12 protein-coding genes are annotated in these 13,971 nt (G+C 68.3%); 8 read left to right on the top strand and 4 right to left on the bottom strand.

Going from position 1 to position 13,971, the window contains the following annotated elements; all coding sequences use genetic code 11:
* Window positions 1–6: 6 nt before the first annotated feature.
* Window positions 7–438 (top strand): SufE family protein, encoded by a 432-nt coding sequence (locus ASF87_RS17315; protein ID WP_056377665.1) that lies wholly within the window; start codon window positions 7–9, stop codon window positions 436–438.
* Here ASF87_RS17315 and ASF87_RS17310 read toward each other — a convergent pair.
* A complete protein-coding gene (locus ASF87_RS17310) occupies window positions 422–1,576 on the bottom strand; it encodes an alpha/beta hydrolase family protein (protein ID WP_056377663.1) in 1,155 nt (384 codons plus the stop codon). The genes ASF87_RS17315 and ASF87_RS17310 overlap by 17 nt on opposite strands.
* A 25-nt stretch (window positions 1,577–1,601) precedes the next feature.
* On the opposite strand from ASF87_RS17310, the gene ASF87_RS17305 reads away from it, so the two are divergent.
* From ASF87_RS17305 to ASF87_RS17290, 4 genes are all read left to right on the top strand, one after another.
* Window positions 1,602–2,183, top strand: a complete 582-nt coding sequence (locus tag ASF87_RS17305) for a DUF3000 domain-containing protein (RefSeq protein WP_042540241.1) — start codon at window positions 1,602–1,604, stop codon at window positions 2,181–2,183.
* Window positions 2,176–3,369 carry a ribonuclease D gene (locus ASF87_RS17300; protein WP_056377662.1) on the top strand — a complete coding sequence of 398 codons (1,194 nt, stop codon included), beginning with the start codon at window positions 2,176–2,178 and terminating at the stop codon, window positions 3,367–3,369. Before ASF87_RS17305 ends, ASF87_RS17300 begins: the two co-directional genes overlap by 8 nt.
* Before the next feature lie 73 nt (window positions 3,370–3,442).
* Complete coding sequence (locus ASF87_RS17295) at window positions 3,443–4,648, top strand: thiolase family protein (protein WP_056377658.1); 1,206 nt, start codon at window positions 3,443–3,445, stop codon at window positions 4,646–4,648.
* A gap of 5 nt (window positions 4,649–4,653) precedes the next feature.
* Window positions 4,654–6,813: a 3-hydroxyacyl-CoA dehydrogenase NAD-binding domain-containing protein gene (locus ASF87_RS17290; protein ID WP_056377655.1), complete on the top strand. Its 2,160-nt coding sequence runs from the start codon at window positions 4,654–4,656 to the stop codon at window positions 6,811–6,813.
* Between the two features lie 47 nt (window positions 6,814–6,860).
* Here ASF87_RS17290 and ASF87_RS17285 read toward each other — a convergent pair whose 3' ends face one another.
* The 3 genes from ASF87_RS17285 to ASF87_RS17275 are packed head-to-tail and all read right to left on the bottom strand — an operon-like array spanning window position 6,861 to window position 11,045.
* Window positions 6,861–8,513, bottom strand: a complete 1,653-nt coding sequence (locus ASF87_RS17285; RefSeq protein ID WP_056377653.1) for a GMC oxidoreductase — start codon at window positions 8,511–8,513, stop codon at window positions 6,861–6,863.
* Complete coding sequence (locus ASF87_RS17280; RefSeq protein WP_056377651.1) at window positions 8,510–9,421, bottom strand: YegS/Rv2252/BmrU family lipid kinase; 912 nt, start codon at window positions 9,419–9,421, stop codon at window positions 8,510–8,512. The genes ASF87_RS17285 and ASF87_RS17280 overlap by 4 nt, the downstream gene beginning before the upstream one ends.
* Window positions 9,414–11,045, bottom strand: a complete 1,632-nt coding sequence (locus ASF87_RS17275) for an FAD-binding oxidoreductase (RefSeq protein ID WP_235558986.1) — start codon at window positions 11,043–11,045, stop codon at window positions 9,414–9,416. Before ASF87_RS17275 ends, ASF87_RS17280 begins: the two co-directional genes overlap by 8 nt.
* Window positions 11,046–11,065: 20 nt before the next feature.
* Here ASF87_RS17275 and ASF87_RS17270 point away from each other — a divergent pair, with 20 nt between their 5' ends.
* From ASF87_RS17270 to ASF87_RS17260, 3 genes are all read left to right on the top strand, one after another.
* Window positions 11,066–11,671 carry a TetR/AcrR family transcriptional regulator gene (locus ASF87_RS17270; protein ID WP_056377649.1) on the top strand — a complete coding sequence of 202 codons (606 nt, stop codon included), beginning with the start codon at window positions 11,066–11,068 and terminating at the stop codon, window positions 11,669–11,671.
* Window positions 11,668–13,119 (top strand): glycerol-3-phosphate dehydrogenase/oxidase, encoded by a 1,452-nt coding sequence (locus tag ASF87_RS17265; protein ID WP_056377647.1) that lies wholly within the window; start codon window positions 11,668–11,670, stop codon window positions 13,117–13,119. The genes ASF87_RS17270 and ASF87_RS17265 overlap by 4 nt, the downstream gene beginning before the upstream one ends.
* A 141-nt stretch (window positions 13,120–13,260) precedes the next feature.
* Window positions 13,261–13,956, top strand: coding sequence for an SPFH domain-containing protein (locus ASF87_RS17260; protein ID WP_042540289.1), 696 nt, complete (start codon window positions 13,261–13,263; stop codon window positions 13,954–13,956).
* Window positions 13,957–13,971 lie beyond the last annotated feature (15 nt).

Raw genomic sequence — 13,971 nt, 5'->3', positions numbered from 1 at the left:
GCAGGGATGAGCAAGAGCGAACTTCCTGACACCCTCGCCGAGATCCGCGACGGGTTCCTCGAGACCCCCGAAGCGGATCGCCTGCTGCTCCTGCTGGAGTATTCGGACGAGCTGCCCGAGGTCTCCGAGGAGGTCGCGAACCACCCGGAGATGTGCGAGCGCGTCGCGGAGTGCCAATCCCCCGTCTACATCTACGTCGAGGTGAATGACGGCGTGGTCACGATGCACGCGACGGCTCCGCCCGAGGCACCGACCACGCGCGGGTTCGCGAGCATCCTCGTGCAGGGCATCACCGGCCTCACTGCCGACGAGGTCCTGGCGATCCCCGACGACTACCCGCAGTCGATCGGGCTCACCAGAGCCGTGTCGCCGCTGCGCATCGGCGGCATGACGGGAATGCTCATGCGCGCGAAGAAGCAGGTCAGGCAGAAGCGCTGAAGCCCTGCGCGGCGAGCCATCCGGTGATGGCGTCGCTCCACCCGATCTGGTCGTAGTTCCAGATCTTGGTGTGCCGAGCGCCCGAGAATGCCGGCATGGTGACGAGATCCGGGCGGGCCCGCTGCAGCGCGTGCGACGCGTCGGCCGGCACGAATCCGTCGTCATCGCTGTGCAGGATGAGAATGGGCACTTTCAGCTCATCCGCGCGCGCCACCATGTCAAGGCTGTCGAACGAGATCGCGTTCTCAGCGCCGCTGAGCCGCGCGGTCAGCGGAACGGACAGCGCGCTCATCGCCAGATCCGGCAGCGGCGCGCGCATTCCCGCCGCTCGCGCCTGGAAGCGCAGCACGCTGCGCCAGTCGATCACGGGCGACTCGAGGATCAGTCCGGCGATGCGGTCTCGGTTGCCCGAGTTCAGTGCGGTCTGCAGAGAGACCGCACCCCCCATCGACCATCCCATCAGGATCACGCGCTCAGCGCCGTGGCGCAGCGCGTACGAGACAGCGGCGTCCACATCGCGCCACTCGGCGGCCCCCAGCGCGTAGGAGCCGCTTCGGCTGCGTGGAGCCTCGCCGTCGTTCCGGTACGACACGACGAGGTTCGGGAAGCCCGCCGCGTGCAGCGCGGGGACTGCGCGAAGGCACTCGGCACGGGTGACTCCGCGGCCGTGCACCTGGACCACCCACGTCGACGACTCGCCGGGGAAGAGCCACGCCGGGCACGGACCAGCCGGTGACCCGATGAGCACGTTCTGCCATGGCAGGTGCAGCTCGCTGGGCGTCGAGTAGTACCAGCCGCTGAATCCCGCACTCCTGTCGACGCGGGCGCCGGGCTCGATCTGCGTGAGCAGCTTGCGCCGCACGGTCGTCGCGTCGGCGCTGAGCACCGCACCGAGCTTGACGTACCCATAGGTGCCCGAGGTGAAGAGACCGTAACGCCCCGGCAGCTCGGTGTCTCGTGTTCGAGTGAGCTCGATCGTCTGCGCGCCGGTGTCGACCGCGAGGATCTCGACGTCGGCCGGTCGTTTCTTCGGAATCACGACCCGGCGGGCCACGCTGAAGACGAGCAGGGCCAGTGCCGTCCCGAGAGCGAGCAGTGCAGGGACAAGGAGCGCAACGGCGTGCCTGAGACTCTTCATCGCTTCCTGACTCTAGCCTGTTGCCGTGACCGCTCACCCCGATGCCGGGACGATCTTCGACGCCGCCGTGGCCGAACTGCGCGATATCGCCTTCCGCGCAGACATCACCATCCGCGAGATACCCACACCACAGGGCCTGGCTCCGCACGCCCTCGCGCTCGCCGCAGACGTCCGCCCGGACGACAGCGGGGAGTCCGCCTACGGCACCGGACGCTTCGTGCTGCTGCATGATCCCGACAACCCGGCAGCGTGGGACGGCGACTGGCGAATCGTGATCTTCGCCCAGGCTCCTCTGGAGACGGAGATCGGCACCGATCCCCTGCTCGCCGATGTCACCTGGTCGTGGCTCGTCGACGCGCTCGACTCCAGGGGCGCCGGCTATCACTCCGAGTCCGGCACGTCGACCAAGACCCTCTCGAAGGGCTTCGGTGGCCTCGCCGTCGAAGGAGACGGCGCACAGATAGAGTTGAGGGCGTCCTGGACACCCGAGGGCCCCTTCGCACCCCATGTCGAGGCCTGGGTCGAACTGGTCGGGATGCTGGCGGGTCTTCCGCCGGGTTCCGAGGGCATCGCCGTTATCGGCGCGCGAAAGGCAGCACGTGACTGAATACTCCGTGATCTCCGACGTCTCGGAGTTCCGTGCGGCGTGCGCTGCACTGGCCGCAGGCACAGGCCCTGTCGCCGTCGACGTCGAGAGGGCATCCGGATTCCGCTATTCCCAGCGGGCGTATCTCGTGCAGGTCTTCCGCCGAGACGCGGGGGTCTTCCTCTTCGACCCCCCGGCGCTCGGCGACTTCAGCCCGCTGCAGGAGGCGATCGGTGATGTGCTCTGGGTCTTCCATGCAGCCAGCCAGGACCTCCCTTCGCTTCGCGAACTCGATCTGCTGCCGCAGGAGATCTTCGACACCGAGCTCGCATCGCGTCTGCTGGGTCACGAACGAGTCGGTCTCGCTGCCGTCGTGGAGAACACGCTCGGCATCACCCTCAAGAAGGAGCACTCCGCGGCGGACTGGTCGACCAGACCGCTCCCCGCGGCCTGGCTCGAGTACGCGGCGCTCGATGTGCTGTACCTGATCGACGTCTATGAGGCACTGAAGGCGGAGCTCGAAGAGCAGGGCAAGACCGCGTATGCCGCCGAGGAGTTCGCCGCCACGCTCACCCGGCTCCCGAAGCCTCCGCGCGAAGACCCCTGGCGTCGCCTGAGCGGGCTCCACCAGGTGCGCGGTGCGCGCAACCTGGCCGTCGCGCGCTCGCTGTGGCAGGCTCGCGAGGCCTTCGCGCAGGATCAGGATGTCTCTCCGGGACGTCTGGTGCCGGATCGCTCACTGATCGCTGCGGTGCTCGCGAACCCGCAGAGCAAGCAGGCGCTGGCAGGAATCAAGGACTTCCAAGGTCGAGCGAGCCGTACGCAACTCGATCGCTGGTGGCAGGCGATGGTCGATGGACGCGCCGCGGAGGAGCTGCCCCGTGAGCGGGTTCCGAGCGACACGCTGCCGCCACCTCGGGCATGGTCGGACCGCAATCCGGAGGCCGATGCGCGCCTCAAGGCTGCGCGCCCCGTCGTCGAGGCCACGGCGGAGGAGCTCGGCATGCCGACGGAGAACCTGCTCACCCCCGATCACCTCCGCCGGGTGGCCTGGGACGTGCCGGGAACGACGCCGGAAGCCATCGGCGACGCGCTCGCGGAGCTCGGTGCCCGCCCCTGGCAGATTGCACAGACTGCACAGAAGATCGCCGACGCCTTTGTAGAAGCCGCGCAAACACCCGACGAGCCCCCGTCGGACGCTTCGTAGGTTCGATCCAACCGATTCCTCCCCGTTTCCGGCCCTCCATAGACTGAGGCCACCGCACAAACTTGGAGGCAGAGTGGCCGAAATATCGGACGTCTTCTTCGTCGATGGAGTGCGCACCCCCTTCGGGCGCGCCGGCGAAAAAGGCATGTACTGGAACACCCGCGCTGATGACCTCGCTGTCAAGGCGACCATCGGCCTCATGGAGCGGAACGCAGCCGTCCCGGCCGACCGCATCGACGATGTCGCCATCGCCGCGACCAGTCAGACCGGAGACCAGGGTCTGACCCTCGGCCGTTCCGTGGCGATTCTCGCGGGGCTTCCGCAGACTGTGCCAGGACTTGCCGTCGAGCGCATGTGCGCCGGCGCGATGACCAGCGTCACGACCATGGGCGCGTCGATCGGCGTCGGCATGTACGACTTCGCTCTCGCCGGCGGTGTCGAGCACATGGGCCACCACCCGATCGGCGGCAACGCCGACCCCAACCCGCGTTTCGTCGCCGAGCGCATGGTCGACCCCGGTGCCCTGAACATGGGCGTCACGGCCGAGCGTATCTTCGACCGCTTCCCGCACCTGACGAAGGAGCGCTCCGACCGGTTCGGCATGCTCAGCCAGCACAAGGTGCAGGCGGCCTACGACGCCGGAAAGATCCAGCCCGATCTCGTGTCGGTCGCGACCAAGGGCGCCGACGGCGCCTGGGGTCTCGCCACCGAGGACGAGGGTCGTCGTCCGCAGACCACGATGGACGACCTCGCCGCCCTGAAGACGCCCTTCCGCCCGCACGGTCGGGTGACGGCGGGAACCTCGTCGCCGCTCACCGACGGCGCCACGATGTCGCTGCTCGCCGGCGGTGGAGCCGTGAAGGAGTTCGGCCTGGCGCCGAAGATGCGCATGGTCTCGTTCGCCTTCGCCGGCGTTCAGCCCGAGATCATGGGAATCGGACCGATCCCCTCGACGGAGAAGGCTCTGAAGAAGGCCGGACTGACGATCGCCGACATCGGCCTGTTCGAGCTCAATGAGGCCTTCGCGATTCAGGTCATCTCGCTGCTCGATCACTTCGGCATCGCCGATGACGACCCCCGTGTCAACCAGTGGGGCGGCGCCATCGCACTCGGTCACCCCCTCGCGGCATCCGGTGTGCGTCTGATGATCCAGCTCGCGGCGCAGTTCGCCGAGCGTCCCGACGTGCGTTACGGCCTGACGGCCATGTGCGTCGGTCTCGGGCAGGGCGGCTCCGTCATCTGGGAGAACCCGCACTACGACGGCAAGAAGAGGAAGTAAGCCCGATGGCCAACCCGATTTCCGAGCAGTACGCGAATGTCGACTTCTCCCCCATCCAGGCTCTCACCGACGGCGAGGTGATCACGCACTCCCCCGTGCGTGACATCCGCCTCGCGTCGGGCAAAGTGCTCGCACTGATCACCCTCGACAACGGACGCGACCACAACCGACCGAACACTCTGGGGCCCGCCACGCTCACCGCCCTCGGCGAGACCCTCGACGGACTCGCCGCACGCGCAGCTGCCGGAGAGATCCAGGCGGTCGGCATCACGGGCAAGCAGTACATCCTCGCCGCCGGCGCCGACCTCTCCGACATCAGCAAGGTCGGCTCGCGTGACAACGCCCGCCTGATCGCGCAGCTCGGTCACAAGGTGCTGGGCAAGCTCGGCGAGCTCGGCGTCCCGTCGTTCGCGTTCGTGAACGGCCTCGCGCTCGGCGGCGGTCTGGAGATCGCGCTGAACTCCAGCTACCGCACGGTCGACGCCTCCGCAGCGGCGATCGCACTCCCCGAGGTCTTCCTCGGGATCATCCCCGGGTGGGGTGGGGCGTATCTTCTGCCCAACCTGATCGGAATCGAGAACGCCCTCGAGGTCGTCATCTCGAACCCGCTCAAGCAGAACCGGATGCTGAAGCCGCAGCAGGCCTTCGATCTGGGCATCGTCGATGCGATCTTCCCCGCGGCCAACTACCTCGAGAACTCGCTCGCCTGGGCAGATGCGGTCCTCGGGGGAAAGAAGGTCGAGCGCAAGAACGAGCCGGGCAAGATCGAGCGTCTCACCAAGTGGCCGATCGCGATCAAGATGGCCCGGGGAATGCTCGAATCGAAGATCGGCACCGTGCCGCGGTCTCCGTACGCCGCACTCGACCTGCTCGACAAGGCGAAGAGCGGAACGAAGGCCGAGGGTTTCGCTCGAGAAGACGAGGCCCTCGCCGATCTCGTGACGGGTGACCAGTTCGCCGCCTCGATGTATGCCTTCGACCTCGTGCAGAAGCGCGCGAAGCGCCCTGTCGGCGCGCCGGACAAGGCTCTCGCAAAGAAGGTCACCAAGGTCGGCATCATCGGCGCGGGGCTCATGGCGAGCCAGTTCGCACTGCTGTTCGTGCGCAAGCTGCAGGTGCCGGTGCTGATCACCGACCTCGACCAGGCGCGCGTCGACAAGGGCGTGGCCTACATCCACGACGAGATCGGCAAGCTCGAGGCGAAGGGTCGCCTCGACGCGGACTCGGCCAACAAGCTCCGGGCGCTCGTGACCGGCACGACCGACAAGAGCCTGTACGCCGACTGCGACTTCGTCATCGAGGCAGTCTTCGAAGAGGTCGGCGTCAAGCAGCAGGTTTTCGGCGAGATCGAGAAGGTCATCGCCGAAGACGCGATCCTCGCGACCAACACCTCGTCGCTGTCTGTCGAAGAGATCGGCGCGAAGCTCGCTCACCCCGAGCGCCTCGTCGGGTTCCACTTCTTCAACCCGGTCGCGGTCATGCCGCTGATCGAGATCGTGAAGACGCCGGGCACCTCGGAGGCCGCACTGTCGACCGCGTTCGTCGTCGCCAAGAATCTCGGCAAGAACGCGGTGCTCACCGCGGACGCCCCGGGTTTCGTGGTGAACCGTCTGCTGGCGAAGGTCATGGGCGAAGCCGCGCGAGCGGTCTACGAGGGCACCCCGATCACGGATGTCGAGAAGGCGTTCGCACCGCTCGGACTTCCGATGGGACCCTTCCAGCTGATCGACCTGGTCGGATGGAAGGTCGCCGCTCACGTGCAGGACACGATGGCGCATGCGTTCCCCGACCGCTTCTATGCGAACGAGAACTTCCACGCGCTCGCGGAGCTCGATGCGGTCGTCGAGAAGGAGAAGGGCGGCCGGGTGACCGGCTGGACGAAGCAGGCAGAGAAGCTGCTGAAGCCCGCCGTCGGCAAGACGCCGGCGTCGGCAGAGACGATTCTGCAGCGCGTGCAGGACGGCCTTGCGAGCGAGATCAAGCTGATGCTCGACGAGGGCGTCGTGCCCGAGGTCGAGGACATCGATCTGTGCCTCATCCTCGGAGCCGGCTGGCCGTTCATCGATGGCGGCGCATCGCCGTACCTCGACCGTGAGGGCGCCTCGCAGCGGGCGTTCGGCGGCGAGTTCCACACGCCGCAGATCCGCGGCATCGAGAACCGCTGATCTGAACATCGGAGGGGGTCGCCATCAGGCGGCCCCCTCCGTCGTGTCTACAGCGGCGGGCGCTGATCGGCTTCGCCGCGGCGGGGCCAGTGCGACAGAGCGCGCTCGGCGAGGGCGGTGATCGTCAGCGACGGGTTGACCCCGGGGTTCGCCGGCACGGCGGCGCCATCCACGACGTGCAGCGCCGGGTGACCCCATACCCGATGGTAGAGATCGACCACGCCGGTCTCGGGAGTGGACGAGATCACCGCGCCTCCGAGGAAGTGAGCAGTCAGCGGAATGCCGAAGACCTCGGGCCACGAGCCTCGGGCCGCAGCCGGAACGCCGCCTTCCTCCTCGACCCGCGCTGCGATCACCGCGGCCGCGCGGTGCGCCTGCGGCAGATGACTGGGGTTCGGTTCGCCGTGTCCCTGTGCACTGGTCATGACCAGCCGCCCGAACCGTCGCCGGAGTGACAGCGAGAGGGAGTTGTCGGCCGTCTGCATCACGAGCGCGATGATGCCGCGTTCACTCCAGCGTCGAAGTGAGCCCAGACGCAGCTGACGGATCGGCGCACGCACGAATTGACCGATCAGACTCGCCAGTCGTCGCCCGAGACCGCGATCACCGGGCACCATGATCGACGCGAGCGCCCCCATGAGGTTCGATCCCGGCCCGTACCGCACATTCTCGACGTGCGTACTCGCGTCGATGTGGAACGAGGTCGTGATCGCGACGCCGCGCGCGAGCTCGAGGGAGGCCGGGACAGCAACGGCGACGGCGCCGTCGAGAGCCTCCGAGTTGGTCCTGGTGAGGCGGCCGACCGCGTCCGACACCCGTGGAAGGGCTCCGGCGCGTTTCATCCGATGCAGCAGCTGCTGCGTGCCCCAGGTCCCCGCTGCCAGCACCACCTGGCGTGCGCGCACGGTGCGGCGCTCGCTCCGGAACCATGCCCCGCTTCGCTGCGTCGTCACCGAGAAACCGCCGCCGGGGAGTTCGCGCACCTCGGTGACGGTGCGCAACGCCTCGATGACGACACCGCGCTTCTCGGCGAGGGCGAGATAGTTCTTCATCAGCGTGTTCTTGGCGCCGACGCGGCATCCGACCATGCAGTTGCCGCAGAGCGTGCAGCCTGTGCGGTCCGGACCCTCCCCTCCGAAGAAGGGGTCCGCTGTGCGCTCGCCGGGCTTGCCGAACCAGACCCCGACAGGTGCGTTGCGGAACGTGCTGCCCACTCCGAGGTCATCGGCCGCGCCCGCCATGATGCGCTCGACGGGGCCCGTGTGCGGATAGCGTTCCACCACTCCGAGCATCCGCTTCGCTGTCGCATAGTGCGGCGCGAGGTCGGTCTCCCAATCCGCGAGAGCACTCCATTGCGGGTCGTCGAAGAACGCGCCGCCGGGCTGATACAGCGTGTTGGCGTAATTGAGGGAGCCCCCGCCCACCCCTGCTCCCGCGAGGATCATCACATGCGGCAGACGATGGATGCGTTGGATGCCGAAGCATCCGAGCTTCGGCGCCCACAGATAGCGGCGGACGTTCCAGTTGGTCTTCGGGAAGTCCTCGTCCTCGAAGCGACGACCCGCCTCGTACACGCGCACGCGATAGCCCTTCTCCACCAGCCGCAATGCGGCCACCGAGCCGCCGAACCCCGAGCCGATGACGACGACTTCCTCGTCGAAGGCCCCGCTGTCCTGCGCATCGCGCGAGGTATCGTTCATCGCTGCTCCTGCGCAGTCGTGGGCACCAGGATCGTCAGAGCCGACCGGCGGATTCCGATGGTGCACTCGTTCTCGGCGATGCGCTCTCCGTCGGCGTAGACGACGAGCCCCGGGGCGCTCACCGTCACGGAACGAGCCTGGCGACGGGTCACCTCGGGTCTGGTCAGATGCGCTCCGCGCAACAGCAGCGGGAACAGGCGCAGCAGCCGAAGCCGAGTCAGCGGCGCGACCTGCACGATGTCGAGCAGCCCGTCGTCGGCGGCGGCGCCGACGCACAACGGCATGCCCCCGCCGTAGCTCTCGGTGTTGCCCACCGCGACGAGCGTGCCGGGCGCGTGGATGGGCGCGGCGCCGTCGACGGAGACCGTGAACTCCATCGGCCGGAGGCGCACGAGCTCCACGATCAGGGCGAGGTGGTAGCGCAGCACACCGTGCGGCCAGCGCAGCCGGTTGGTGCGATCACTGACCTTCGCATCGAACCCGAGCGCGGCGATCGTCAGGAATGGATCGACGCGCCCTGCCGCGCGTACCTCACCGATGTCGATCGCTCGGGGAACGCCGGTCAGCACGAGCTCCGCCGCGGCGACGGGGTCGCGGCGGGGCAGCCCCAGAGCTCGAGCGAGGTCGTTGCCGGTGCCGGCCGGCACCAGGACGACCGGCACCCCGGCTGCGCACACCGCGTCGAGGATGCCGGAAAGCGTGCCGTCTCCTCCGACGACGACGAGCACGCGCGGACTCTCACGGAGCGCCTGTGCCACCAGGATCCGGCTGGACGCGGCCGACTCTCCCGTGTAGCTCCGCACGTCCAGGCCTCGGTTGCGGAGATGGGCGAGTGCGGCCTCGGCCTGATGCGCTCCGCGCCCCTTGCCGGCGAACGGGTTCGACAGCACGGCGATGTGCTCAGCCATGTCGGGCCGACCGATCCGACATGATGACCGCCCCCGGGTTGAGGATCCACGTCGGGTCGAGCTCGCGCTTGATGGCCGCGAGGATCCGCACCCCCGTCTCGCCGATCTCCTTCTCGAGCCATGGGGCATGATCGCGACCGACGGCGTGGTGATGGCTGATCGTGCCACCCGCCGCGATGATCGAGTCGTTCACCCGTCGCTTGATCTCCGCCCACGCCTCCAGGGGGTCGGACCGAATGTTCGCGAGCACCGTGAAGTACAGGGAGGCTCCGGTCGGATAGACGTGTGAGATGTGGCACATCACATAGGACTTGGCTCCGGCCGCCGCGAAGCCGCCGCGAAGAGCGGCCGTGATCTCCGCTCGGAGGTGGTGCAGGTTCGACCACGTGGTCGCCGTCTCCAGCGTCTCGCAGAACACCCCCGCATCCAGCAGGGAATCACGCAGATAGGGGCCATCGAATCGGCCGTCGAGCCATCCCTCCGCGCCGCTCGCTCCGGATGACACGCCACCTGCCGCCGTGAGGATCTCGGAGGTCCGCGCCCGACGCTCGGCGATGCCGTCGCCCTCGTACACGGTGACGATGCTCGCGCCCTTCGCGAGCGCCTTCCCGATCCGGCCCACCTGGGCGAGGCTGACGGCGGTCTCGGCCTCATCGGAGAGACGAATGACCGTGGGGCCGCCTCCGTTCTGGGCAACCTGTCGCAGCCCGTCGACACCATGCGAGAAGTCCGCGAAGCTCCACGACTCGAGGACGCGCTCTCGTGGCACAGGATGGACTCGAACACGCACCTCGGTGATCACCCCGAGGATGCCCTCCGACCCCAGGAAGACTCGGATGAGATCGGGACCGGCTGCGGAGCCCGGTGATCGACCGAGATCGATGTCGCCGGTCGGGGTCGCGACTCGGAGGCCGGTGACCATGGAGTCGAATCGCCCATGCCCTGCCGAGTTCTGCCCCGACGAGCGCGCAGCCGCGAACCCGCCGATCGTGGCGTAGCGGAAGCTCTGCGGGTAGTGGCCGAGTTCGAAGCCCTGAGCAGCGAGCAGCGCCTCAGCCTCCGGACCGGCGGTACCTGCGGCGAGACAGGCCTCGCCGCTCACCTCATCGAGACGGATGAGGCCCGAGAGCCGCCGCAGATCCAGACTGATCACCGCGCGGTGCGCGCCTCGATCGGGGTCGAGAGCGCCGACCACGCTCGTTCCGCCCCCGAACGGAATCACGGCGATCCCCCGGTCGGCGCACACGCGGAGCAGCGCCGCGACCTCATCGTGGCTTCCTGGCAGCACGACGGCATCCGGAGACGCCTGTTCCGGCTGCCGCCGTCTGAGCAGATCCGGTGTCGAGCGGCCCCCTGCATGGCGGATCCGCGACTCATCCGCCGTGTCGATGTGCTCTGCCCCGACCACCGCCGTCAGTGCCTGCAGATCGCCGTCGAGCAGTGCGGACGGCTCGACCCGCACCTCGGCGAGGTTCACCGCCGTCGCGGGCTTCTGCGGGCGTCCGAGCAGCAAGGGCAGAAGCATGCGCACGGCACGCGGCAGATCTGATGCCCGAGCGGGATCGCCCCAGCCGTTCCAGCGCATCTCCGACCGCACGGCGACCCTGCCGTTCTCTCCGCTCATGCGTTACAGTGTGACACATCATGGAAGAACGTCAAGCACTGGCCGACGTCGGCACCTCAGCGCCCGAATGGGATGCCACGCAATCGCGCATCCTCGACGCCGCAGATGAGCTGATCGTTCGCCGAGGAGTGCACGGCCTGACGATCGCAGAGCTCGCTCGCCGCGCCGGTCACAGCCGGCCCACCGTCTATCGCAGTTGGAGCGATGCCGACGATGTCGTCCGCGCAGCGCTGCTGCGCAGAGTCGCAGTGATCCTCGACCGGTTCCTGGCTCATGCAGCCACCCGAAGCGAGCTGGTCGACGACGTCCTGCGCTTCACCGCGCTCTTCCGGGCAGACGCCGTGTACGGGCGGCTTCTCGCTGAAGAGCCCGAAGCATTCACCCGGTACACGCTGCAGCGGGTGGGATCGAGCCAGCGACTGATCCTGGGCTGGCTGGCCACGGCGATCCGATCGGCGCAGCGGGGCGGATCAGTCCGCTGGGGTGATCCGAACGAGATCGCCGTCATGCTGCTGCTCATCGCCCAGTCTGCGGTGCTCTCCCACGGGACGGTCTCAGAGCTCCTCTCCGAGGACTCGTGGGAGCGCGAGTTGCGCGCCGCACTCGACGGGCTGCTCCGGCCATGACCTCTCACTCCCCCGACCTCAACGTCGCGCGTCGGGCCGCAGAACTCCGCCGGACGGGCGACGAGACGGTCGATGTCCTGGTGATCGGCGGGGGCATCACGGGTGTCGGCGTCGCGCTCGATGCCGCGGCACGGGGTCTGAGCGTCACTCTTCTCGAGGCCGAGGACCTCGCGTTCGGCACCAGCCGTTTCAGCTCGAAACTCGTGCATGGCGGACTTCGCTATCTCGCCACCGGCGATGTGGCCACCGCCAAGGAGAGCGCTGTCGAGCGACACCTCCTGATGACGCGGATCGCACCGCACCTCATCCGTCCGCTCGGCCAGCTCCTGCCCTTCACGACCGGGGTGACCGCGCACCAGCGTGCGGCCGGGACTGTCGGGATGGCGATGGGAGACCTGCTCCGCATACGAGCCCGCACGCCGAGCCGGTTCCTGCCACCGCCGCGCCTCGTCTCGGCTCGAACGGCTCAGCGCCTCGTCCCTTCGCTCTCCCGAGCGGGCTTGCGAGGAGGGATGCTCTCGTACGACGGTCAGCTCGTTGACGATGCGCGCCTGGTCGTCACGGTCGCCAGGACTGCGGCCAGTCACGGCGCTCGCATCCTCACACGGGTGCGGGCGCTCGAGCTGCGCCGCGACGGCGCCATCGCTCAGGACGTGCTGACGGACGAGCGCCTGGATATCCGGGCGCGAGCGGTCGTCAACGCCACCGGTGTCTGGGCCGGGAGTCTCGATGAGTCGATCACGGTGCGGCCCAGTCGCGGGACGCATATCGTGCTCGATGCCGCCGATCTCGGCGACCCGTCGGCCGCGCTGACGATTCCCCACGAGGGTTCGATCAGCCGCTACGTGTTCGCGCTGCCGCAGCAGCACGGAAGCGTTATCGTCGGACTGACCGACGAGGACGCGCCGGGGCCGGTGCCTCGCGTTCCTGTGGCGACCGAGGGCGACATCGCGTTCCTGCTCACGAACCTCAACCGAGTGCTGTCCGTGCCGATCACTCGGGACCAGGTACGCGGATCATTCGCCGGGCTGCGCCCACTCGTCGACACCGGCGCGACCTCGACAGCGGATATCTCCCGTCGTCATCTCGTCGCGGTCTCGGAGAAGGGCTTCGTCAACGTGCTCGGCGGCAAGCTGACCACCTACCGACGGATGGCCGAGGACGCGGTCGACCTGGCCGTGGAGACGGCAGGACTCGGAGCGGGCCCGAGCAGCACGGCGACGCTGCGGCTCACCGACACCGTCGTCGCCGTTCCCGCCGGCGACAGCGTGGGCCGCGGACCTGTGTCGCGCGCCACCATCGAGTTCGCCGTCCGCGCCGAGGGCGCGATGACCGCAGATGATGTGCTCGACCGGCGCACGCGCGTCGGCATCGTGGACGCGGACCGCGAGCGGCAGCGTACAGCCGTCGAATCCGCCGTCGCCGAAATACTCGCCACTCTCTCCTGACAGGGCCGCACCACCGCGACCGACCCGCCCCCTATCCGCCTCGCGGCAGGCCGGGTAACGAGCGCGGAACAGCGCATGAACACCTTCGCATGCGCCTCGAAGATGGCGATCCGCCCGCGCTCGAGGGGGCACAGTGGTGGCATGGACATGCTCCTCTCGATGCTGGGCGGCAAGGGAATGTCGGGCCTCTTCAAGACCGGCACTGCGATCCTCACGATCCTGCTGGTCGTGCCGGCGCTGTTGAAGATCTTCATCGTCACGGTCGATGAGGGGTGGGCTGCGATCCGCACGCGGAACGGCAAGCCGATCATCCGCAACCGACCGCAGCGTCGACCGTCATCCCGAGGCGGAGCGGTCGGAGAGGTCGTCGTGCTCGACCCGGGATCCCACGGCGCATTCCCGCTCTTCTACTGGTACCGCCTCATCGACGTGCGGTGCCGTGCCACCGATCTGCCCGCGCGCGAGATGACCGGGGCGAACGGACATCAGCACCGCGTGCATGCCTCGTTCGAGTGGCGTCCGATCCCGACCGGGCGAGATCTCCGGGTCTTCGAACTCGATGTCGTCAACGTCAAGGAGCGCGCCTCGAACATCGTCGGTGCGGCGCTGCGAGACGTCATCCGAGGACTCGACGGCGCCGAGCTGCCGCACAACGACGAGATCAACACCCGCGTGATCGCTGCCAGCGCCGAAGAGGTGCGCCGGGCGTGCGGAGTCGAGCTCGTGCGCGTCATGGTCACCGGCGATGCCCTGACCGACGGCTACCTGCTCTCGACCGCTCTCCGCGACTCCGATCGCGGGGCCCAGGCGGTCGCCGCCCTCCACGCATTGAACTGATCGTCGGGTTCGCTG

The sequence above is a fragment of the Microbacterium sp. Leaf161 genome (assembly GCF_001423645.1).
Classification (GTDB): domain Bacteria; phylum Actinomycetota; class Actinomycetes; order Actinomycetales; family Microbacteriaceae; genus Microbacterium; species Microbacterium forte.
The sequence above is the reverse complement of the archived record's forward strand: the minus strand, read 5'-3'. Positions and strand labels throughout refer to the sequence as shown.